This is a genomic window from Labrys okinawensis (genome assembly GCF_047345005.1).
GTDB classification, from domain to species: domain Bacteria; phylum Pseudomonadota; class Alphaproteobacteria; order Rhizobiales; family Labraceae; genus Labrys; species Labrys okinawensis.
In genome coordinates this window covers 301,809-323,988 of record NZ_CP178864.1, presented here as the reverse complement: position 1 = coordinate 323,988, position 22,180 = coordinate 301,809, and the positions used below count along the sequence as shown (strand labels likewise).

Below are 22,180 nucleotides of genomic sequence, written 5' to 3'. Positions count from 1 at the left end.
GCTTGCCGAAGTCACGAGAGCCTCGCCGTCAGGCTGTGAATGCCGGTCACGCCCTCGCGATCCCGGGCGTAGAACACAACCACGAGATCGCCGCCCGCGCGCCTGACAACTGTGGGATAACCCAGATCCTTGGTCGGCAAATCATCTGCGAGTGCGATTGCTTGGGATCCCCAGGTCCGACCCTGGTCGCGGGAGAGATGCAGCATGATGCCGAAGGGCGGCGAGCGCTGCCCGCTGACACAGGCGATCTCGCCGCCGGGCAGAGCGATCAGCTGCGCGGGATAGCTGCCTATGCCCGTCGGCATGGGCTTCGACCAGCTCAGGCCGCCATCGTCGGAAACCACGGCATGCAGGATGCGGCTGACATTGTCCCGCAGCAGCATGAGGATACGCCCGGAGGGCAGCAGCAACGGCGCCGGCTCCTCGAATTCATGGCCGTGCCCCGCGGCTACCAGCATCGGTGCGCCCCAGCTGTCGCCGCCGTCACGTGAGCGCACCGTAAAGACAGCTCGGTAATGCGGCACGTCCGAGAGCGGCAGCAGGATATCACCATCGGGCAGTTCCAGCGCGCCGCGCATGCCGTAGCCGCCACTGAAAGGCAGAGTGTCGATACGGGAGGTCGTGATGAATGTCCGCCCACCATCATCCGACAGATGCACCACAGTCTCGCCGCCGCCACGCGCCCAGGGAAAACTCTGCTCAGCGAGGCCCTGCTCGGCAGGGTGCGCGCCGGTGAAGCTGTCAAGCTCGGGCGACGCGACCAGATGGCGCATCAGGGTTCCGGGCAAGGTGAGATCGGTGCGGCCCAAGGTGCGGGCGAGCGGCAAGGGCAGCCATTCGAAGCGCCATTGGTTGAGCAGGACGCGGCCGTTGCGCAGCGCCGTGAGCCCCGCGCATTCGACGCCGCTCCAGTCGTAGGCCGGCACCACGGCAGGCGCGCTCCAGCTCCGCCCCTCATCCTCCGACCGCATCAGCACATTGCGGAACTCCGGATCCTGCGGCGGGTGCAACGTCAGCACCCGCCTCGGCGCCCGGTTGAACACCAGAAGGAAGGCGCCGTCGGTGGCAACGGCGAGATGCGGATGAGCGCAATAGGCATGGGGATCCCGCTGGAGCACCCTGCGCTCCATCACCTCGACCCCCATGTCAGCCACATCGGTCCGCATCGTGGTCGCGCTCAGACCCGGAAGCGCGTGCAGCGCACATATTGCAGCGGCTTCGGGTCGTCACTCCATTCATGATAGGAGCAGACCACCGTGCCATCGGCGACCTGGGCCACACTCGGATAGCCGATATGCTGGTAGATGCCCGGGTGATGCCAGTTCACGCCGCCGCCGGCGATCTTGCCCGATTCCGGCGTCATGCGACTGGAGCCGGGCGTATCGGTAACGGTCTTGCCCGGCACGCCGCCCTCGCGGATGACGAACTCGTTCTTCACGTCCCAGGTGACGCCGTCTTCCGAGATGAGGCCGCGCACGCCATAGGGTGGCCGGCGATAGCCGTAGACCATGAGGTAGCGGCCGTCCTGGAGCGCGATCAGCTCGGCCGGATACCCCCAGATATTGGTCCATTTCGGCGGCGTCCAGGAGAAGCCATCATCCTCCGAGATGGTCATCACCATGTTCCTGGCGTCGCTGCTCGGCTGGGTGTGGGTACGCATGAAGCAGACGAGGCGGCCGTCCTTGAGGCGCAGCAGCGCCGGCTCCTCATAGTCGATGATGCTGGCGGGATCATAGGCAAGCGTCGAGAAATATTCCCAATTGTCGCCGCCATCGTCCGAGCGCATCAGGGCCGAGCGCGTGGTCTCGCCCTCGCCCTCCTCCTCATAGCCGTGGATGCGGCCATAGAGGCCCATCAGCAGCGAGCCGTTGGGCAACTGCCAGGAGCCGAGACGGCAGCCGCCATGCTTGAGCGGGCGGACGTTGACCGGGATCGGCCTGGTCCAGGTGGCGCCATTGTCGGTGGACTTGATCACATAGGTGCCGAGCCAGCCCTGCAGCTTGTAGGTCCAGGTCCAGTCGCCCCATTCCGGCGTCATCGGATGGGAGGACCAGGAGGGCTGCTCCGGGCGCACGCCGCGCTTGAAGAAACCGGTGATGGTGAGATTGACCAGAAGCGTGCCGTCTTCCAGCTCGCAGATGCCGCAATCCCAATTGCCTTCGGTAGCGCTCCAGGGCAGCACGACATGCGGCTCGCTCCAGGTCTTGCCGCCATCGGTGGAGCGGGTCATCAGCGTCTGGCCGCTGTCATGATGGAAGGGGAAGCGCTCTTCGTTGAACACCGCCAGCAGGTCGCCGTTCTTCAGTGTCCGCATCGCAATCTGGTTCACGCAGTGCTCTGGATGGCGAAAGATATCGTAATGCTCGATCTGGCTGATACCGCCCACAACTTGGTCCATGACTTCTGTCTCGCGTTTCCGGTTTGAGGTTTGAGATGGCCGAGCAGCACCCTGCCTAGAGGCGGATGCCGACATTCTTGATCTGCACGTAGTTCATGATGCCGGGCAGGCCGCGCTCGCGGCCAACGCCACTGTCCTTGATGCCGCCGGTGGGCGCCTGCTGGCCGCCGATGAACCAGCCATTGATCCAGACGGACCCGGCTTCGATATCCTGGGCGAGACGCAAGGCACGGCTGATATCCTGGGTGTAAAGGCCGGCGACAAGGCCGTAGCCGAGGCCGTTGGCGAGCGCCCTCGCCTGCTCCTCCGTCTCGAAGGAAAGAGCAACGGCCACCGGGCCGAAAATCTCCTCGCGCGCCACCACATGGGAGGGTTCGACGCAGTCGATGATGGTCGGCTCGACGAAATAGCCGCGGTCGAGGCCTTGGGGCCGGCCGCCGCCGAGCCGCAGCCGCGCGCCCTCGCCTCGCCCCTTTTCGACGTAGGCGTTCACGCGCTGATACTGTTCGGCCGAGACCACGGGACCGAGGTCGCGATCGGCGAGGCCGGGGCCGACCGTTAGCCCCTGGGCCGCGTGGGCCAGCCGTTCCAGGAACGCGTCATGGATGGCGCGGTGCAGGATCAGGCGGGAAGAGGACGAGCAGACCTGGCCGGAATTGCCGAAGGCGCCGTCGAGGATATCGACGACCGCGCGGTCGAGGTCGGCGTCCTCGAACAGGATCACTGGGTTCTTGCCGCCGAGCTCGAGCACTGCCGGCTTCAGCCCACGCGCCGCGCCCTGATAGACCAGCCGCCCGGTCTCGACCGAACCGGTGAAGGTGATGCCGCGGATGTCGGGATGGGCGACGAGGGCCGCGCCGGCCTCCTCGCCATAGCCGGTGACGACATTCACAACGCCCTTGGGGAGGCCGACCTCGCGGCAGCATTGGGCGAACAGCATGGCACTGAGCGGCGACTGCTCGGCCGGCTTGATCACCACCGTGCAGCCAGCGGCGAGCGCCGGCGCGACCGAGCGGGCGAGCATGCCGAGCGGATAGTTCCAGGGCACGATATGAGCGGTGACGCCGGCCGGCTCCAGCAAGGTGAAATCGATCACCGAACGGCCCAGCGGAATGGTGGCGCCTTCGAGCTTGTCGGCGGCCCCGGCATTGTAGCGCAATGTGGCGACCACGCCGTCGACGTCGCCGCGGGACTCCTTCAGCGGCTTGCCGACATCCAGCGTTTCGACCCGGGCGATCTCATCCCTGCGGGCGGCGATGGCATCGGCGAGCTCGAACAGCATCCGTCCGCGCTGGGCTGGAGTGAGATGCAGCCAATCGCCCCTGGTCGCGCGTTTGGCGGCGGCGACGGCGCGGTCGACATCGGCGGCACCGCCGCGGGCCACCTGGCCGAGTTCCCCTTCGGTGCTGGGATCGATGGTGGCGAAGGTCTCGCCGGAGGCAGCCGCCTCGAAGACGTCGTCGATGAACAGAGAGCGCGGCAGATCGAGGCCGAGCTCGGCATCTCGGGATTGGACGGTCACTGCTTGATACTTCCTTGCGAAATGCCCTGGATGAAGTAGCGCTGCAGAAAGAAGAACAGCAGCAGGCTGGGGACGCTGAGGATGGTTACCGCCGCCATGGCGACGGAGAAGCCTTCGAGCTGCGTGTGCGTGCCGACCACCGGCGTGAAGGCCGCGATGCCGACCGGCAGCGTCTTCATCGATTCATCGAAGGTCACCAGCAGCGGCCAGAGGAAGTTGTTCCAGTTCAGCGTGAACAGGATCACGGTGGCGGCGATCGCCGGCGCGCGAGCAAGCGGCAGAGCGATCAGGAAGAACAGGCGCAACGGCCCGGCGCCATCGACCCGCGCCGCCTCCTCGATCTCGCGCGGGAAAGAGAGGAAGAACTGGCGGAAGATGTAGACGCTGAAGACATTGCCGATGGTCGGCAGGATCAGCGCCTGGTAGCTCGAGGCCCAGCCGAGCTTGATGAAGCCGAGCAGCATGGGAACGATGGAGACCTCGGTCGGAATCATCAGCGAGGCCAGGAAGAGCGCGAACAGGGCATCGCGTCCCGGGAACTTGAGCCGCGCCAGCGCGTAGCCGGCCATCGCCCCGAACAGGACCGAGAGCGCCGTGGACGCCACCGCCTGGATCAGGCTGTTGAGCCCCCAGCGCACCACGGGATAGCTGAAGACCTTGATATAATTATCGAAAGTGATCCGGCGCGGAAGCCATTCGATGTCCTGCGTCATCACGTCGGCCGGGTATTTCAGCGACGTCGAGACCATCCAGATGAAGGGCGCGAACCAGGCCACCGCCACGATCATGCCGAGTGCCCAGATGGGCAGGTCGACCGCCGTCATCCGCCGCTCGTCAAGCCAGTTCTGGACGCTTCTGGGCACGACGCTCATCAGGCCCGCTCCGAGAGAAGGAAACGCTGCAGGAAGGTCAGCACCAGGATGCCGATGAAGAGCAGGATGGCGATGGCCGAGGCATAGCCGAACAGGTTGCGCACGATCGCCATCTGGTAGACGTAGTAGATCGGTGACTGCGACGAGGTGCCGGGGCCGCCATTGGTCATGACATAGACCTGGCTGAAGATGCGCAGCGTCGAGATCAGCTGCAGCGTCACCACCATTGACAGCACGGGGCGCAGATGGGGCAGGATGATGAAGCGCAGCCGGTTCCAGCGCCCAGCGCCGTCGACCATCGCCGCCTCCGTGAGATCGGAAGGAATGTCCTGCAGCGCCGCGAGGAAGAGCACGAAGGCCAGGCCGAGATCCCACCAGACCGAGGCAATGCTGACGCCCACCAGCGACCATCGCGTCGAGGTGAGCCAAGGTACCGCCTCGATGCCGAAGGAGCCGAGATAGTGGTTGAGCAGGCCGTATTGGGTGTCGAGCAGCCATACCCAGACAAGGCCGATCACCGTGGCCGAAACGACATTGGGCGCGAAGAACAGCGCACGCGCCAGGCCGGACAGCGGGTAGCCCCTGTTGACGAAGAGAGCAAAGACGAGGCCGAGAACCGTGACGCTCGGTACGATCAGCAGGCCGTAGAGCAGCATATTCTCGAAGCCGACCCAGACCCATTTGTCATGGAAGGCCTGCGTGTAGTTGTCGAAACCGATCCAGCGCGGGCTGCCGACGATGCTCCAGCGGGTGAAGCCGACATAGATGCCGAAGAACACCGGCAGGATGTTGAACAGGAAGAAGGGGATGGTGAAGAAGGCCACGAAGAGGTAGCCGACCGCATCGATGCGCCTGTCGTCATCCGCCTTGGGGCCGCGGCGGGCTGACTGCTTGTCGATGAGGGTTACGGTACTCATGGCCTACATCCGGACGGCGGTTCCAAGGTCCGGCAAGAGATGCCGGACCCAACTGTCGATGTCATGAGCGCCACCTGGGATGCTCAGGTGCGCCAAAGGCGGAGTGTCGATCTCCGATCGACATCTTCCAAGTGCATCGCTTCCAAGATGTCGATCGGAGATCGACACTCCGAATTCCTCGCGCCTCCCCGGCTCAGCCCTCGTCGAGGCCGCGCTGCCACTGGTCCTGGATCTGCGACATGGCCTGGTCGATGGTGGTCTGGCCGGCCCAGACGCCGTCGAGCGTCTTGGCCAGGAAGTTGCCGGGCGAATAGATGGTGAAGTCAGGGCCGGCGACGACCGGGATCTCGCCTTCGGTGGCGAAATCCATGCCCTCGACGAAGGGACCGCGCACGTTCCAGGGCGCGCCTGCCGTCTTGTAGTCGGGACGGGATAGGATGGATTTGCGTGGCGAGGCGCCGCGGCCGACGGTGGTCCACAGGAAGCTGTTGTCCGACAGCCATTTGACGGCCTGCATTGTCGCCTCGTAACGGCCCTTGTCGGGCTGGACGTAGAGTTCGAGACCCCCCTCCTCGCGATAGGTGCGCAGCGTGCCGCCCACATTGGGGAAGAGCGAGGTCTGGAAGTTCAGCTTCTGGCCGAGATAGCCGTTGAGCGTCCACGGCCCCGTCCAGAAAATGCCGCCCTGGCCGGTGCCGAAGGCCTTGTAGCGATCGGTGACGTCGCGCGTGGAAACCTTGTGCTTGTCGAAAAGGTCGAGCACCCATTGCATGGCGGCCTTGCCGGCGTCCGGATTGACGCAGGCCGTCTTGAGATCGTCGCTGGCGCGGCGGAAGCCCATTTGGGCGGCGATGATGCCCCACGTCACGGTCGTCTGCACACCGGAGCCCGTCATCATGATGCCGGAGCGCGTGACCTTGTCGCCTTCGCGCTTGGTCATCGCCATGGCCCAGTCGAGCAGGCTCTTGGCATCCGTTGGCGGCTTGGAGGGGTCGAGGCCCGCTTCCTTGGCAATGTCGAGATTGATCTCGGGCTGCAGGCTCATCAGGTCCATCGGGACCATGAAGAGCTTGTTGTCATATTTGGGATAGCGCGCAGCGGTCAGCGAGGATTCGGAGAAGTCCGACAGGTCCAGACCGGCCTGCTTGGCAAGGTCGTCGAGCGGAACGGTGACCTCATCGCGGGCCAATGCGGCACCCTTGCCGGCCGTGCCCCAGCCGAAATCCGGCGCCTTGCCGGTGGCGGCAGCCGCAAGGACCTTGGTGACATATTGCTCTTCGGGCACCACTTCCATGCGGATCTTGACGCCTTTGTCCTTGTGGGCGTCGTTGAAACTGTCGATCATCTTGGCCCAGACCTCGCCGTCGGAGGCGGCGAGCCAGCTCCAGTGCACGATCTCGATGGGATCGGCGGCGATGGCGGGGCGGGCGGCAAGGAAGGGGGCGCTGGCGACGAAGGCGGCCGCGCCGGCCCCGACAAGGAATTCGCGCCGGCTGGCCCCGAGCAGGGGCAGGCCCGCCAGGGTGGTGCCAGCTAAGTCTGTCTTGATCTTCATCTCTATCCCTCTCCGGCTCGAGCTGATGCTCGCTCTTTCTCGTGGACCTCGCGAAGTTTTGATCTTGTTCATCGCAGAGGGTTGGCTTTGAGCAGCGACTGGACGCAAGGCAATGCTAGGTTTTCGAAGCAGCCTTAGACTTGACGACGGCAAAATTCGAACGTTCGCAGAAACAGCATTTCTGCGTGGCTATCGGCTTCATTCTCTTTCTAGTCGCGACGGGCGTGAGTAACTTTACGGACTATTTGCCGCTCACGACCCCAGGCTGGACGCTATAGTGAACCAGTTTGCTGCGCAGAGTTGACGAAAATAGTCTCACTGTTTGCTCCAATGGACAGCGTGGAGCGCTATCATCATGAGAAGGTCATTATTCGCGAGGGAAAGGAGGCGGCGACGAGCCTCACTCTCGGCCGCTTCACCTCGTCCAGCCCGCTACTGCGCCTCACCCGTTGGCGGCGTGATCGACAGGCGCCGCACCTCGGGCCGGTAGGTCTGGCTCTGTCCCCGGCGCAGCGTGTCGCGGAAGGCACGCGGCGACATGCCGAATTGGGCGAGGAAAGCCCGCGCAAAGACGGATGGATAGGAAAAGCCGCAGGCCGTCGCCACGTCCTTTATGCTGAATTCCTCATAGAACAGCATGTTGCGCGAGGCCTGCAGGCGGATGCGCAGATAGAGCCGCATCGGCGTCTCCTCGAAGCTGCGCTGGCATTCGCGCAGCACCGTCTTGTGCGATACGTCCAAGCGGTGGGCGATCTCCTGCAGCGAGAGCGGAAAGTCGAGATGACGCTCCATCAACGCGAGAATGCGGTCGGACAGGGTCAGCTTGGCGAGCTTGGGACGATCGTCGAGCCGCTGCGGCGCGCTGGCCGGGCGCGGCGTATGCACGAGGGCGTTGGCGACCTCATTGGCCAGCGTGGGCGATTTCAGCCGGCCGATGATATCGAGCATCATGTCGAGCGTGGCGACACCGCCGGCGCAGGTAATGCGCTGGTTCTCGACGAGATAGATCTGGCCATTGACGCTGACCTGCGGAAAGCGCTCCTTGAAGGAAGGAACGGCCTCCCAGTGCAGCACGACCTGGCGGTCGTCGACGAGGCCGGCCTGCGCCAGCGCGAAGGAGCCGGTATCGACAGCCCCGATGGTGGCGCCGAACCGGGCCACGCCGCGCAACTGGTTGAGAAGCCTTGGGGAATTGCGCTGCACGGGCAGGTTGCCCTCGAAGACGAGGTAGTAATCGGCATGCGGCATGGTCTGCAGGCTGTCGTCGGCGGACATCCACATGCCGTTGCTGGCCCGCACCGGCGCGCCGTCTTCCGATACGAAACGCCAGCGAAAGAGCTCCCGGCCGCTGTTCTGGTTGGCTATGCGCAAGGCCTCGCTCGCAAGGATGAGAGCGTTCAGCGGAAATTCCGGTTGCATGATCAGGTTGAAGGCCGGCGCCGGCGTATCCGCCCCGCTTGTGCCATGCGCCACCTGCGCTCCGCTGACAACCATGGTTCACCGTCCCTGAGACATCATGCGAATGCGCGTTTGTCTAAAAATGTCCATTCACTGTCCAGGAAAGTCAACTCTTTCGGCTCAATCGTGTGAACTATGATAGCAAGCTATCGTTCAGACGACATAGCGGCCGCCGGCTCGGCGGTCGCCACGAGCAGCCAACGGACATCGAAGCGACTGCGAACACGGCGCTACCTGCGCCGCGAACATCGGCGCATTGCCGGGTGCTGACGCTTCAGGATGCCGACGCTTCAAGGGAAAGAGAACGGCCGTGCAGACCGACGTTTTGAAGAAGAAGCTCGAAGGTTGCTACGTGACGGTTCCGACGCCGTTTCATGACGCGGAAGGCTTCCCGATCGACGAGGATGCCCTGCGCACCTATGTGCGCTTCCTCATCGATGGCGGGCTGACGGCCGACAATGCGGTGTTCCTGGCCGGAGGCGCCGCGGGCGATTTCTCGACCATGACCTTCGAGGAGCGCGTGCGCGTGGCAGAGGTGGTGGTCGAGGAGGTGGCCGGGCGCGTGCCCGTCGCCATGGGAGCGCAGACCACGTCCACGCTCGAACTCGTCCGCCTCGCCAAGGCGGCCCAGCGCATCGGCGCCGATTTCATCCAGGTTTCCTGCCCGTTCTACTTTGCCCATACGGAAGGCGACTTCGAAGAATTCGTGCGCACGGCCGCGCAAGCCGCCCCCGACATCGGCATCATCATCTATAATACGTTCTGGACCACCACGAACATCTCCTTCGCCATGGTCGAGCGTCTTGCCGAAATTCCCAATGTCGTGGGCCTGAAATGGGCAACGCCGCGCACCGATGCCATGGAGTTCGAGAGCGTCACCTCCCGCTTCTCCAAGCGCTTTACCATCATCGACAACAATCTCTTCTTCGCCTTCAGCCCGATGCCAGCCCTCGGGGCGCGGGCCTTCGAAGTGCATCTGTGCAACTTCTGGCCGCAATGGGGGTTGAAGCTGGTCCGAGAGATCGGCGCGGGCAACTATGCGGAAGTGGCGCGCATGCTGGTGGAAGAGGCCATGCCCTTCTACAAGCTCTGGGTCGAGATCGAGCGCGATTTTACCAGCGGCGACGGCTATCTCGATAAATTATGCATGGAACTGGTTGGCCTGCCCTCCAGCCGCTGCCGCCCGCCGACGCGCGATGCGCGCCAGCGCTACCGTGCTCCGGCGCTCGCGATGATGCGCGCCATCGGCACGCCGAATCTGGTCGAGGCTTGATGATTCATGGCTGAAGCTGCCGCCAACATGGTGATCCTTGCGCCGAACGACAATGTCGGTATCGCGCTGCGGGATATCGCGGCCGGCAGCCTCGCCCGAACCATCGCCGGCAGGGCGCTCGAAGCCGGCGAGGCCATCCCGCAGGGCCACAAGATCGCCCTCGCCGACATTGCCAGAGGCGCCCTGATCCTGCGTTTCGGCGTGCCGGTGGCGGTGACCAGGGCCGATATCCCGATGGGGCGGCTGGTGCATGTCCACAATGTCGCCAGCCGCTACCTCAACAATGACGAGGACCACTATGAATAGCCTCGCTCATGCCTTCGAAAACGCCGGCGCCATGCGCGGCTACCTGCGCCAGGACGGGCGCAAGGGCATCCGCAACTATCTCGTCGTGGCCTATCTGGTCGAATGTGCCCACCATGTCGCCCGCAGAATCGCCGCGCCCTATGAGGAAGACGGCGTGCAGCTCATCGGCTTTCCCGGCTGCTATCCCAGCGACTATGCCCATCGCGCGATGACGGATCTGTGCACCCATCCCAATGTGGGCGCGGTGCTGCTGGTCTCGCTCGGCTGCGAGGAATTCCAGCGCAGAAAGCTGAAATCGGCGATCGAGGCCTCCGGCCGGCCGGTCGAACTCTTCACCATCCAGGCCTCTGGCGGTACCGCCGGCACCACGCAACTCGGCCGCGCCTGGGTGGAGGCGCAGCTTGCCGCCCTCAAGGCCGCCGCCACTGTGCCCTTCGGTTTCGAGGATCTGGTGATCGGCACCAAATGCGGCGGTTCGGACGGGCTCAGCGGCGTCACCATCAACCCGGCCGTCGGCCATGCCGTCGACCTCCTGGTCGATGCGGGCGCCACCGTGATGTTCGAGGAGACCTGCGAACTGATCGGCTGCGAGGAGCACATGGCAGGGCGCGCCATCACGCCCGATCTCGGCGAGGCCCTGCGCGAGGCCGTGCGCAAGGCCGACCGCTACTACAGCGATCTCGGCCATGGCAGCTTCGGCGGCGGCAATATCAAGTACGGCCTGTCGACGCTGGAGGAAAAATCCCTCGGCGCCTATGCCAAGAGCGGTTCGCGCCCCATCAGCGGCGTGATCAAGCCCGGCATCCAGCCACCCCATGGCGGGCTCTATCTGATGGACACCGTCAATGACGGCCCCGTTCGCTACGGCATTCCCAACATCAACGACACGCAGACCATCACCGAGATGGTGGCGAGCGGCTGCCACCTGATCATCTTCACCACCGGGGCGGGCTCGGTGGTGGGGCAGGCCCTGGCGCCGGTGATCAAGGGCGTGTCCAACAGCCGCGTCTTCGAGCGCATGGAGGGCGACATGGACGTCAACGGCGGCACTATCGCCGACGGTGTCGAGACGGTGGAGGATGTCGGCCGCCATGTGGTGGAAGCCGTTGCAGCCGCCGCCTCCGGCATGCCCACCAAGTCCGAAGCGCTCGGGCACCAGGAATTCGTACTTGCCTACAAGACCTATGAACCGCTCGGCCCCGGCTGCCTGCCGGTGTGAGAAAAAAGAGACTGCCATGGAGTTTTGCGATTTGACGTCATCGGCAGGAATCGCAAAGACGCGTTAAAACAAAGAGTTAGAGCAATTGGCGTTTACGTGTAAACGCGCTTTGCTCCGGAGAACCACAGGGGATCGTCATGACCGGATTGCGACTTTGGACGAAGCGTACCGCCATCGCGTTGCTGGCGGCAACAGGGATAGCCGGCGCGGGCGTGGCGCGGGCCGAGGATGCGGTTCGCCTGCGCCTCAACTGGATGTGGTACGGCTCTCACGCCGCCTTTGCGCTGGGCAAGGACAAGGGCTTCTTCAAGGATGCCGGCATCGATCTCGACATCCGCTCCGGCAATGGCTCGGGCTCGGCGCACCGCCTGGTTGCCAATGGCGACAGCACCTTCTCCTATGGCTCCTGCGCCAGCATGGTGAACCTCGTCGCCAAGGGCGCGCCGCTGATCTCGGTGGCGGTAATCGACGCGATGGGCACCGACGCCATCATCGTGCGTCCCGATGCCGGTGTGAGCAAGATCACCGACCTCAAGGGCAAGAAGATCCTCACAACCGCCAATGCCGGCGTGAACACCTTCTTCCCGCTGGTGCTCAAGAATGCCGGACTGTCGGATAGCGATATCGGCGTCACCAATGTGCCGGACGGCGCCATCGTGTCGAGCTATCTGCAGGGTGCGGGTGGCACGGTCGGCATTCTCGGCGGCCTCGACGACAAGCCAGCCGAAATTCTCGCCAATGGCGGCAAGCCGCCGGTGACCTTTGCCTATTCGGACTTCGGCGTGAACCAGATCGGCTACTGCATCGTCACCACCAAGAAGCTGCTCGCCGATAATCCGGACCTGGTGAAGCGCTTCGTCGGCGCGACGATCAAGTCCTACAAGGCGGCAGAAGCCAATCCACAGGCGGCCGTCGACGCCATGGCCGATATCGTCGGTGGCAGCATGGCCGAGGATGCCGGCAAGCAGCAGGCCCTCGCGGTGGAGAAGGTCACGCTCGGCATCCTCTATTCCAAGGCCAACAAGGACAAGGTGCTCGGGCTCAACGTTCCCGCGGACTGGAACGACATGCTGGACCTCATGAAGAAATATAACGGCCTGGAGACCAAAGACGCGGCCAGCGCCTTCTACACCAACGATTTCCTGCCGAAATAGGCGGACTGTCCCCGGCCCCGGGTGCCCGAACGGCGCCCGGGGTGCTTCCTTGATCCCATAGGGCCTGACAGAACGGACCCCTCCAGCGCCATGGCCGCGACGATCGAATTGCGTTCCCTTGCCAAGACCTTCGGCTCCGGCCCGCAGGCGGTGCATGCCTTCGGCCCGGCGGATCTCACCATCCCATCCGGCGGCTTCATCTCGCTGCTCGGTCCATCCGGCTGCGGCAAATCCACCCTGATGCTGATGATCGCCGGCCTCCTCGATGCCTCGCGCGGCGAGATCCTGGTCGACGGCAAGCGCGTCAGTGGGCCGCAGACCGATATCGGCATCATGTTCCAGGACAACACGCTGGTGCCGTGGCGCACAGTGGAGGGCAATGTCGCCCTGCAGCTCGAAATGCGCGGCCTCAGTCCGGGCGCCCATGCCGGGCGCATCGGCGAATTGCTGCGCTCCGTGCGCCTCGAAGGCTTTGCCGGGCGTTATCCGCATGAGCTTTCCGGCGGCATGCAGCAGCGCGCCGCCTTCTGCCAGGCGCTGGTGCACGATCCCGACACGCTGCTCCTCGACGAGCCGCTCGGCAAGCTGGACGCCATGACGCGCGAGGGCATCCGCACCGACCTGCAGGCGCTGTGGATGAAGCGCCGGCCCACCGTGGTCTTCGTCACCCATTCGATCGAGGAGGCGGTGCAGCTTTCCTCCACCGTCTGCGTGATCACTCCGCGGCCCGGCCGGATCGAATGCGCCATCGACATCGACCTGCCCTGGCCGCGCGATCTCGATGTCAAGACCACGCCCGAATTCACCGGCCATGTCCATCGTATCCAGGGGATTTTCCGTGACTATGGCGTCATCTGAAAAACCCGCCGAAACCGGGCGCCTCCCGGCCCTCCTGCTGCGCCTCGCGGGTTCGCTGCAGCGCTCCTGGCCGTTCCTGGCCTTCTTCGTCGGGCTCTTCCTCTGCTGGGAATGGTCGGTCGACCTCTTCGGTATCCCGGCCTATATCCTGCCCAAGCCTTCGGAAATCGTCGCCAAGGGGTGGGCCGACATTCCCCGCCTCTCCAACTATTTCCTGATCACGGGCCTGGAAAGCTTCCTCGGCTATTTCCTCGCCATCGCCGTCGGCCTTCCCATGGGGCTCGCCATCGCCTTCTCGCCGATCCTGCGGCGGACGATCTATCCCTTCTTCGTCAGCCTCGAAATGGTGCCGAAGATCGCCTTTGCGCCGCTCTTCATCTCCTGGCTCGGCTTCGGCCTGCTGCCCAAGGTGATCATCGTCGTGCTGGTCTGCTTCTTTCCGGTGGCGCTCAACGCCATCCACGCCTTCGGCTCGCTCAGCGACGAGCTGACGCGCTTCTGCCGCTCCACCGGCGCCGGTCCCTGGCGGACCTTCTGGAAGGTGCGCCTGCCGGCGGCGCTGCCGCAATGCTTCGTCGGCTTCAAATATGCGGCCGTCAACGCCACCGTGGGCGCCACCATCGCCGAATTCATCGGCAGCGACCAGGGCCTCGGCTTCTACATCCAGATCGTCACCGGCAATATGCGGCCGGACCTCGCCTTTGCCGGCATCTTCTTCCTCACGGTGCTCGGCCTCCTCCTGTTCGGCATGGTGACGCTGGCCGAACGCCTGCTCATTCCCTGGCACATCTCCGTGCGCCGGCATTGAACCCACCGCTCCCGGGAGACGAAGCCATGGAACCGCGCTATCGCTATGAAGACCTGAAGAAACTTGCCTCCGCCGCGCTCGAGGCGGCAGGCCTCGGCGACAAGCCGGCGCAGGCGGTGGCGCAGGGCCTCATCGAGGCCGATCTCCTCGGCCACACGACCCATGGCCTGGCGCTGCTGGCCGACTATGTCGAGGAACTCGACAACGGCACGATGGAGAAGGAGGGCCAGCCCGCCATCGTCGTCGACCACGCCGCCATCGCCACCTGGGACGCCAGGCGCTTGCCCGGCGTATGGACGACCAGGCTCGCGGTGGAGGAGGCCGCGAGGCGCGCCGAGCGCTTCGGCATCGGCGCCATCGCCCTCCGGCGCAGCCACCATATCGCCTGCCTCGCCGCCTTCCTCGAAGAGCCGGCGCGCAAGGGGCAGATGGTGCTGGTGCTCTCGTCAGACCCGAGCGATTCCCATGTCGCCCCCTTCGGCGGCCTGACACCCGTCATGACCCCCAATCCCATTGCGGCGGGCATTCCCACGGACGGCGATCCCATGATCATCGATATCTCCACCTCGATCACGACGGCCGCCTTGTGCGGACGAACACGCGCAGCTGGGGGAAGATTGCCGGGTGCCTGGGTGATGGATGAGAATGGCACCGCCACGGATGACCCTACCGTGATGAAGCAGGGCGGTTCGATCCTGCCCGTGGGCGGCCTCGACCACGGGCACAAGGGCTACGGCCTCTCCCTGATGGTCGAAGCGCTCACCCAGGGACTCGGCGCCTATGGCCGCGCCGACAAGCCGACGGAATGGGGCGCCAGCGTGCTCGTGCTGGCCTTCGCGCCCGGCCTCTTCGGCGGCCTCGACGGCTTCACCCGCCAGACCGGCTGGCTCGCCGATGCCTGCCGCGCCGCTCGCGTCCCCGCAGGCAGGCCGCGCGTGCGCCTGCCGGGCGAGGCCGCCCTCGGCCGCAAGCGCGAAGCGCTGGCGAAGGGCGTACGGCTCCATCCCGGCATTGCCGGCGACCTCGGGCGCCTTGCCGCCCGCTTCGGCCTCGCGATGCCGACCGCCATCCCCGAACCCGAACCTGCTCCGGAGCCCACCCGATGACGTCACCCTCCTCCGCCGCCGATTATCGCGTGATCGCCAGCCGCCTTGCCTTCCCGTCCAGGGCCTATATCGATGGCAGCTGGCATGAGGCCACCTCGGGCAGGGTGTTCGAGAACATCAACCCCGCCACCGGCGCTGTCCTCGGCACTGTCGCCCATTGCGATGCCGCTGAAGTCGACAAGGCAGTGGGCGCCGCGCGCCGCTCCTTCGAGGATGGCGCCTGGTCACGCGCCGCACCCGAGGAGCGCAAGGCCGTGCTGCTGCGCCTCGCCGATCTCGTGCGCGAGCATGCCGAGGAACTGGCGGTGATGGAGAGCCTCGACAGCGGCAAGACCATCAAGGACTGCCTCAACGAAATCGGCCATGAAGTGCCGACCTTCTTCCAATGGTATGCCGAACTCGCCGACAAGAGTTTCGGCAAGGTGGCGCCCACCGGCGAGAAGACGGTGGCGATGATCGTGAAGGAGCCGGTTGGCGTCGTCGGCCTGGTGCTGCCCTGGAACTTTCCGCTGCTGATGGCCGCCTGGAAGCTGGCGCCGGCCCTCGCTGCGGGCTGCTCCGCCGTGCTGAAGCCCGCCGAGCAGACCCCGCTCACCGCGCTCCGCCTCGCCGAGCTCGCCACCGAGGCAGGACTGCCCGCTGGCGTGCTCAATGTCGTGCCCGGCTTCGGCGAGACCGCCGGCCAGGCGATCGGCCGGCATAACGACATCGATGTCGTCTCCTTCACCGGCTCGACGGAAGTGGGCGCCTACTTCCTGAAATATGCCAGCGAGAGCAACCTCAAGCCGGTGGGCCTCGAAATGGGCGGCAAGAGCCCCTTCATCGTGCTCGAGGATGCCGATATCGACGATGCCCTGATCTCCAGCGCCATCAACGCCGCCTTCTGGAACGGCGGCCAGAACTGCTCGGCCAACATGCGCCAGATCATCGACCTCAAGGTGAAGGACACCTTCCTCCACCGCGTGCTGGAAAAGACCCGGGCGCTGGTGGTCGGCGATCCGCTCGATCCGGGTACGGATCTCGGCTCGATGGTCAGCGCCGAGCACCAGAGCCGCGTGCTCTCCTATATCGAGGCCGGCAAGAGCGAGGGCGCGCGCCTGCTGGCGGGCGGCGGCGCCAGCGCGGGCCTGCCCGGCTGCTTCGTCGACCCCACAGTCTTCGATGGCGTGACGCCTGCGATGCGGGTGGCGCGCGAGGAAATCTTCGGCCCGGTGCTCGGCGTGATCGGCGCCAACGGCGTCGAGGAGGCGCTGAAGATTGCCCGCGACACCGATTACGGCCTGCACGCCACCATCTTCACCCGTGACATCGACAAGGCCTTCCACCTCGCCAAGCGCCTGCCCTGCGGCACGGTGGCGGTGAACGGCTTCACCGAGGGCAATGTCACCACCCCGTTCGGCGGCTACAAGCGCTCGGGCTCCCTCGCCCGCGACAATGGCACCGAAGCCGTCGAGCAGTATCTTCAGACCAAGACGATCTGGGTCTCATTACGGTAACGAGCTTCGTGCCGGATGCCTGGACGTGCACAGGACGATCTCGATCTGTTCAGATGGACCGCTTTGGACCAGGATCGGCCATTGGCGCTATGCCTGATGGAGCGTTTTGCGATTTGACGGAATTGGCAAGAATCGCAAAGACGCGCCGAAACAAAGAGTGACTGCAAAGCAGCGTTTACGCTTAAACGCGCTTTGCTCTAGCCACCCCCGAGTTTTGACCGAACCGTCGCCGCCAGTTCTTCCGCAAAGGTGAGTGTGGATCGCAGGACCGCCGCCTCATTCAAAGCCGATGATCCCTGATCCTCGATTGCAGTCGGAAGTTCCATTCTGCCCGCGGTTGTTTGCACCCGAACGCTGAACAGGAGTTGGCCGTTCCTGCGTTGCTCGACTTTCGTCAGCTCGACATTTGCCATGGTCAATATCCCATTCCAGCACTTGGCGCGGCGCCGGCTTCGTCCGATTTTGCCGTCACGATCATCGCTTCGGTCGTGATCATCAGCGCGGCAACCGAACCTGCGTCCTGCAAAGCGGCTCGCACCACCTTGGCGGGATCGATGATGCCGGCCTCGACCATGTCGACATAGGTTTCGGTCTGCGCATCAAAACCGAGGTTCGGATTATTCGCCTCCAGGAGCCTGCCCACCACGGTCGAGCCTTCACCACCGGAATTGTCGACGATCTGGCGAATCGGCGCTTCCAGGGCGCGCATCACGATCGCGATGCCGGCCCGGACATCGGGATTGCTCGAAGTGATTTTCGCCAAGGCTGCCTTGGCCCGCAGCAACGCCACGCCGCCCCCGGGGACGATGCCCTCCTGAACGGCGGCACGCGTGGCGTTCAATGCGTCCTCAATTCGGTCCTTCTTTTCCTTGACCTCGATCTCGGTGGCACCGCCGACACGGATGACAGCGACGCCGCCCGATAGCTTGGCGAGGCGCTCCTGCAGTTTCTCCGTGTCGTACTCTGAACTTGCCTCTTCGATCTGGCCCTTGATCTGCTGGATCCGGGCCACGATGTCCTTCTTCTTGCCTGCGCCATCGATGATGGTCGTGCTGTCCTTGTCGATCCGCACGCGCTTGGCACGGCCGAGCATATCGATCGTGACATTCTCCAGCTTCATGCCGAGATCATCGGAGATGAGCTGTCCCGCCGTCAACGTGGCGATATCCTCGAGCATGGCCTTGCGGCGGTCACCGAAGCCGGGAGCCTTGACGGCGGCGACCTTCAAGCCGCCACGCAGCTTGTTCACCACCAGGGTTGCAAGCGCCTCGCCCTCGACGTCCTCGGAGATGATGACAAGGGGCTTGTCAGTCTGCACCACCGCTTCCAGCAGCGGCAGGAGGGCCTGCAGGCCCGCCAGCTTCTTCTCGTGGATCAGGAGGTAGACATCCTCCAGCTCGGCCGACATCTTCTCGGCATTGGTGATGAAATAGGGCGAGAGATAGCCGCGATCGAACTGCATACCTTCCACGACGTCGAGTTGTGTCTCGGCGCTCTTGGCTTCCTCCACGGTGACGACGCCTTCGTTACCGACCTTCTTCATCGCCTTGGCGATCATTGCGCCGATCGAGGCATCGCCGTTGGCGGCGATGGTGCCGACCTGAGCGATTTCCTCGGAGGATCGCACTTTCTTGGCACGCTCTTCGATATCCTTGACCACCGCAAGGATTGCCATGTCGACGCCGCGCTTGAGATCCATGGGATTCATGCCCGCGGCCACGAATTTCGTGCCCTCGCGGAGAATGGAAGCGGCCAGAACGGTTGCCGTGGTGGTGCCGTCACCAGCAAGGTCATTGGTCTTCGAGGCGACTTCGCGCACCATCTGCGCACCAATGTTTTCGAACCTGTCCGCCAGTTCGATTTCCTTGGCGACAGTAACGCCGTCCTTGGTGATGCGGGGGGCCCCGAAGGAGCGGTCGATGATGACATTCCGCCCCTTGGGGCCCAGCGTCACCCGGACGGCGTTGTTAAGAATTTCGACGCCGCGCAACATGCGGTCACGCGCATCGGCGGAAAATCTGACGTCTTTAGCGGGCATGGTCGAACTCCGGTCCTTATGAAAAGAAAAAGTGGTGCGACGCATTGGGCGGCTACGTCATCGGTTTTGGCGCCGCCGATGAAGCCAAGGGACATCGCTTCCCTTCATGGATCGGGAGAACCCGTCGCTTGATCTGGCCCCCACCCTCTTTGCCGAAAAGGACAAGAGCGCCAGGCCTGGTCGCTGGCGGAACGTCGCTACCGCCCGCATTGCGCATTGCAGGCCTGCCAGCGATCTGGTCGCCCTTCTGGCGAGCTTCGTTCCATCGGGAGCGGCATTCCCCCTATCTGGCCTTTTGCAACGCTCGGGTCGCCTTGGTCTCGAGGTGGTCGGACTAACACCGGGAGGTCCCTTCCGGGCTGGGCGAGCGTCGCGAGCCACATTGGCTTTGTACACCCTTTGGCACTCGAATGATATGAGTGACAGAAATATTCGAGATAAATCTTTCGAGTTTTTTAGAAAAATGAGCTTCAATCCTTGAGATTTTCAGCCGGCATTTTCAATAAATTAATTTCATAACCAGCTATGGTCATTTAGAATATAAGGAGTACAATACATTAACTACAGAATTATTATTTGATGCGCTGCGAATGCATTGATTTTTGAGGCTCTGGATAGATGTTTTTCTGTCCATGAATTTTGGAAACGCCGGTTTTCGGCATAGTAGTTTCTGTTGAGTGTTCAACATCGAACACGTCAGGACACCCCAATGAAACAGCATAAATTCAGGCTCGGCGAGCATGTCTCGCTGCAGAGCGAGCATCGCGACATGGCGGATGGTACTGGCTACGAAGTAACCCGCCTCCTGCCCGAGGCATCGCCCGAACCGCGGTACCGTATCAAGCGCAGCATCGAGATCCACGAGCGCGTTGCTGGTGAGAGTCTGCTCCACAGCATCGACCGGGTGAAATGATACAGGTGGGCCCTTCTTCTTTGCCCGACGATGGCCGCGCCATGACAGCCGGTTTGACAGCCGGTGACGCGGAATGCCTGCCAGCGCGTGCGGCCATTCGTGGAAGCATGATCTGCGGCCGCTTGCGCAGAAATCATACGATCACCGGAGAGATGGGATGACCATTCGGACGTCGCAGTCAACGGTAACATTCGCCAGGTCCTTCCAGATCGATGGCATGGACGAGAGCCAGCCTCCAGGCGACTATCGGGTCGATATGGACGAGGAACTGCTCGAGGGCCTGTCGTTTCTCGCCTATCGACGCGTCGCGGCTCTTATTCATCTGCCGGCGATTTCCAGGCCGCAGAACCGGGTCCAGGTCGTACGCGTGGCTCCAGCCGCATTCGATGCCATGATCCAGCTCGACATGGTCGCGGCAAAGCAGATGAAATCGTCCTGATGGCCGCCGAAGGGGAAGCGCTGCGTAACCCTTGGGCTTCAGCCGGCCCGGTTGCGAATTCCGCGGATGCAAGAACGCCAAGTCTGCCACGGCCGCCTCTGGTGAGACCGGCCAGCGCCATTGCCCCAGGCACGGCCACGCCCGACCATGGCCCCGGGCCGCTTTCGCTGACCTCGGCCTTGATCCTGCTGGTCGAAAGCAATCTGCCATCCCTGCTGATCTGCGCGAACGAACTGCTCGACGAAGGATACGAAGTCATCGAGTGCGACAGTGCCGGCGTGGCAATGAACATGCTCAACAGCCGCCGCGACTTCGATGTGATGATTGCCGATATCGACCTGGACCAGGCACCAGGAGGGCTGGCTCTTGTACGCTATGTGGCCCGCCATCTTCCCAGCATGAAGATTCTGATCCACTCAACCTGGATCGATGCCCAGGCCGAGTCAGATGTCGTCGCAGGCAGTTTTCTGCCGAAGCCTTATCCGGTCGGCGCTTTGGTTCGCCAGGTGCAGCAGCAACTGGCGTCGCCGCAGACATGTGGACGAGGCCCTTTTTGACCGAAGGAACCCAGCGATGATCAGCTTTCCAAATACCAGCAGAAACTACCAGGTCTCAAAGCAGAGTGTCTGCTTCTGGGGATATGACTCGGCATTCGAGATATCCTTTTTTGTCGGCCGTGACATGCTGGAGCGTATCGCTGACCGTCCGAGTACAGGTGAAGCAGATCTTCTTCAGATCTTTGACGCAAACCGACCGCAAATCCAGGAAGTCGCCGCAAGGGCTTATTCATCCCGGCGCGGAAACTATTATCCGCTGGCGCAGAAGGATTTCTGACCATCCCAATATACAGCCGGGGGAGGTCCTCGACGAAGAGCAAGCAGCGCTTCTAATTCGGCTTTTGGATCGCCTCGGCGGTGCCAAAGGATCATTTTTGCAATAATGCGCGCAGCGCAACTCCTTGCGGGGTCTCGCCGTCGCTTAGAATGAAGTCGGCGACTTCGATTTCAACGGCCTTACCGCCTGAAGACCGGTTTGGTTCATGCCGAACCAAGGACCGACCGGATCCCGGGGCGCTGATCAGGACCCAGCGATCGCCATTGGAGCTCGTGTAGATAGGCCTGACATCCGTATCCATTTGGATTCTCCTTCGCATTTGAAAATAGGCGCGGCGGGGTCATCACCACAAAACGCCGGACGAGCAGGGCGCGACGTGTGGCTTCCGCCCCCTGCGTGCGCGTCTCAGATTGTTAACGACAGTTTCGAAACGGGTTGACCCCTGTAATTTCCGAAACACCATAAATCAAATCACCAGAATCTTCCAGTAATTTGTGAATTAAGATAAATTAAAATAATGATCTTTTGCCTCTTTTAATTTCAATTTGCGTAATTACCTTAAGCACCAGAAAATAATTATTGTTTTATCCTAGCATGAATTGACCAAAATGGTCTTTTCGTGAAACCTTTTCTACGTGCCAGTTCGCACTGCGGGCGTTCCTTTCATCGAGCTCTCGATTTTTGGGGATCGCGGGGCACCGCGTTGCCGCCCAGCGCTATTTTTTAAGTGTGGCAGACCAAAGGAGAACAGCATGGCCAAGGGACAAAAACGCGGCAATCGGGAAACCCGCAAGCCGAAGACGGCCAAGCCGACAGCGCCGGCCGCTGCAACCTCCTTATTGACGCGAGGCATGCTGACCCCCGTCAGCAATGTTCTTCCTAAGAAAAAGGGATAGCGCGCCTCGACATCTTTCCCGTCCTAGCCGGCGATGCGGGCCCATATCCTCGGTGTCCCAGCGTCAGGATCGAGACAGCCAGACCAATCGTCACCTCCGGTAGCCCGATGGTGCGAAC

23 protein-coding genes are annotated in these 22,180 nt (G+C 63.2%); 13 read left to right on the top strand and 10 right to left on the bottom strand.

Going from position 1 to position 22,180, the window contains the following annotated elements:
* Positions 1-11 precede the first annotated feature (11 nt).
* The 7 genes from ACMDCR_RS01605 to ACMDCR_RS01575 all read right to left on the bottom strand — a co-directional run bounded on the left by ACMDCR_RS01605 (position 12) and on the right by ACMDCR_RS01575 (position 8,758).
* Positions 12-1,166, bottom strand: coding sequence for an exo-alpha-sialidase (locus tag ACMDCR_RS01605; RefSeq protein ID WP_413990838.1), 1,155 nt, complete (start codon positions 1,164-1,166; stop codon positions 12-14).
* An 11-nt stretch (positions 1,167-1,177) separates the two neighbouring features.
* Positions 1,178-2,398, bottom strand: a complete 1,221-nt coding sequence (locus ACMDCR_RS01600) for a sialidase family protein (RefSeq protein WP_413990837.1) — start codon at positions 2,396-2,398, stop codon at positions 1,178-1,180.
* Between the two features lie 55 nt (positions 2,399-2,453).
* Positions 2,454-3,920, bottom strand: coding sequence for an aldehyde dehydrogenase family protein (locus tag ACMDCR_RS01595; RefSeq protein ID WP_413990836.1), 1,467 nt, complete (start codon positions 3,918-3,920; stop codon positions 2,454-2,456).
* Positions 3,917-4,792 (bottom strand): carbohydrate ABC transporter permease, encoded by an 876-nt coding sequence (locus tag ACMDCR_RS01590; RefSeq protein WP_413990835.1) that lies wholly within the window; start codon positions 4,790-4,792, stop codon positions 3,917-3,919. Before ACMDCR_RS01590 ends, ACMDCR_RS01595 begins: the two co-directional genes overlap by 4 nt.
* Positions 4,792-5,709: a carbohydrate ABC transporter permease gene (locus ACMDCR_RS01585; RefSeq protein ID WP_413990834.1), complete on the bottom strand. Its 918-nt coding sequence runs from the start codon at positions 5,707-5,709 to the stop codon at positions 4,792-4,794. Before ACMDCR_RS01585 ends, ACMDCR_RS01590 begins: the two co-directional genes overlap by 1 nt.
* 193 nt (positions 5,710-5,902) lie before the next feature.
* Positions 5,903-7,264 (bottom strand): extracellular solute-binding protein, encoded by a 1,362-nt coding sequence (locus ACMDCR_RS01580; RefSeq protein WP_413990833.1) that lies wholly within the window; start codon positions 7,262-7,264, stop codon positions 5,903-5,905.
* Between the two features lie 432 nt (positions 7,265-7,696).
* On the bottom strand, positions 7,697-8,758 hold the full coding sequence (locus tag ACMDCR_RS01575; protein ID WP_413990832.1) for a GlxA family transcriptional regulator: 1,062 nt from the start codon (positions 8,756-8,758) through the stop codon (positions 7,697-7,699).
* 274 nt (positions 8,759-9,032) lie between these two features.
* Between ACMDCR_RS01575 and ACMDCR_RS01570 the strand changes: the two genes are divergently transcribed.
* The 8 genes from ACMDCR_RS01570 to ACMDCR_RS01535 all read left to right on the top strand — a co-directional run bounded on the left by ACMDCR_RS01570 (position 9,033) and on the right by ACMDCR_RS01535 (position 16,942).
* Complete coding sequence (locus tag ACMDCR_RS01570) at positions 9,033-9,995, top strand: dihydrodipicolinate synthase family protein (RefSeq protein ID WP_413990831.1); 963 nt, start codon at positions 9,033-9,035, stop codon at positions 9,993-9,995.
* A gap of 6 nt (positions 9,996-10,001) precedes the next feature.
* Positions 10,002-10,301, top strand: coding sequence for a UxaA family hydrolase (locus ACMDCR_RS01565; protein ID WP_413990830.1), 300 nt, complete (start codon positions 10,002-10,004; stop codon positions 10,299-10,301).
* Positions 10,294-11,520 carry a UxaA family hydrolase gene (locus tag ACMDCR_RS01560; RefSeq protein ID WP_413990829.1) on the top strand — a complete coding sequence of 409 codons (1,227 nt, stop codon included), beginning with the start codon at positions 10,294-10,296 and terminating at the stop codon, positions 11,518-11,520. The genes ACMDCR_RS01565 and ACMDCR_RS01560 overlap by 8 nt, the downstream gene beginning before the upstream one ends.
* Positions 11,521-11,657: 137 nt before the next feature.
* Positions 11,658-12,674, top strand: coding sequence for an ABC transporter substrate-binding protein (locus tag ACMDCR_RS01555; protein WP_413990828.1), 1,017 nt, complete (start codon positions 11,658-11,660; stop codon positions 12,672-12,674).
* Positions 12,675-12,764: 90 nt separating this feature from the next.
* On the top strand, positions 12,765-13,532 hold the full coding sequence (locus tag ACMDCR_RS01550; RefSeq protein ID WP_413990827.1) for an ABC transporter ATP-binding protein: 768 nt from the start codon (positions 12,765-12,767) through the stop codon (positions 13,530-13,532).
* Positions 13,519-14,340 carry an ABC transporter permease gene (locus tag ACMDCR_RS01545; protein WP_413990826.1) on the top strand — a complete coding sequence of 274 codons (822 nt, stop codon included), beginning with the start codon at positions 13,519-13,521 and terminating at the stop codon, positions 14,338-14,340. The genes ACMDCR_RS01550 and ACMDCR_RS01545 overlap by 14 nt, the downstream gene beginning before the upstream one ends.
* A 26-nt stretch (positions 14,341-14,366) precedes the next feature.
* Positions 14,367-15,446 (top strand): Ldh family oxidoreductase, encoded by a 1,080-nt coding sequence (locus ACMDCR_RS01540; protein ID WP_413990825.1) that lies wholly within the window; start codon positions 14,367-14,369, stop codon positions 15,444-15,446.
* Entirely contained in the window at positions 15,443-16,942 is a 1,500-nt protein-coding gene (locus ACMDCR_RS01535; RefSeq protein WP_413990824.1) for an aldehyde dehydrogenase, read from the top strand. The genes ACMDCR_RS01540 and ACMDCR_RS01535 overlap by 4 nt, the downstream gene beginning before the upstream one ends.
* A gap of 197 nt (positions 16,943-17,139) precedes the next feature.
* Here ACMDCR_RS01535 and ACMDCR_RS01530 read toward each other — a convergent pair whose 3' ends face one another.
* The gene (locus tag ACMDCR_RS01530) at positions 17,140-17,355 is read right to left on the bottom strand and encodes a hypothetical protein (protein WP_413990823.1); all 216 of its coding nucleotides are present in this window, start codon (positions 17,353-17,355) and stop codon (positions 17,140-17,142) included.
* A 2-nt stretch (positions 17,356-17,357) separates the two neighbouring features.
* Positions 17,358-18,980 (bottom strand): chaperonin GroEL, encoded by a 1,623-nt coding sequence (groL, locus tag ACMDCR_RS01525; protein WP_413990822.1) that lies wholly within the window; start codon positions 18,978-18,980, stop codon positions 17,358-17,360.
* Positions 18,981-19,689: 709 nt separating this feature from the next.
* On the opposite strand from groL, the gene ACMDCR_RS01520 reads away from it, so the two are divergent.
* The 4 genes from ACMDCR_RS01520 to ACMDCR_RS01505 all read left to right on the top strand — a co-directional run bounded on the left by ACMDCR_RS01520 (position 19,690) and on the right by ACMDCR_RS01505 (position 21,166).
* Positions 19,690-19,893, top strand: coding sequence for a hypothetical protein (locus ACMDCR_RS01520; RefSeq protein ID WP_413990821.1), 204 nt, complete (start codon positions 19,690-19,692; stop codon positions 19,891-19,893).
* Positions 19,894-20,050: 157 nt separating this feature from the next.
* Positions 20,051-20,332, top strand: coding sequence for a hypothetical protein (locus tag ACMDCR_RS01515; RefSeq protein ID WP_413990820.1), 282 nt, complete (start codon positions 20,051-20,053; stop codon positions 20,330-20,332).
* Positions 20,332-20,889 (top strand): response regulator, encoded by a 558-nt coding sequence (locus tag ACMDCR_RS01510; protein WP_413990819.1) that lies wholly within the window; start codon positions 20,332-20,334, stop codon positions 20,887-20,889. Before ACMDCR_RS01515 ends, ACMDCR_RS01510 begins: the two co-directional genes overlap by 1 nt.
* Before the next feature lie 16 nt (positions 20,890-20,905).
* The gene (locus ACMDCR_RS01505; protein WP_413990818.1) at positions 20,906-21,166 is read left to right on the top strand and encodes a DUF1488 domain-containing protein; all 261 of its coding nucleotides are present in this window, start codon (positions 20,906-20,908) and stop codon (positions 21,164-21,166) included.
* A gap of 91 nt (positions 21,167-21,257) precedes the next feature.
* Here ACMDCR_RS01505 and ACMDCR_RS01500 read toward each other — a convergent pair whose 3' ends face one another.
* Positions 21,258-21,467 carry a hypothetical protein gene (locus ACMDCR_RS01500; protein ID WP_413990817.1) on the bottom strand — a complete coding sequence of 70 codons (210 nt, stop codon included), beginning with the start codon at positions 21,465-21,467 and terminating at the stop codon, positions 21,258-21,260.
* A gap of 451 nt (positions 21,468-21,918) precedes the next feature.
* Here ACMDCR_RS01500 and ACMDCR_RS01495 point away from each other — a divergent pair, with 451 nt between their 5' ends.
* The gene (locus ACMDCR_RS01495; protein ID WP_413990816.1) at positions 21,919-22,062 is read left to right on the top strand and encodes a hypothetical protein; all 144 of its coding nucleotides are present in this window, start codon (positions 21,919-21,921) and stop codon (positions 22,060-22,062) included.
* The last annotated feature ends 118 nt before the right edge of the window (positions 22,063-22,180 follow it).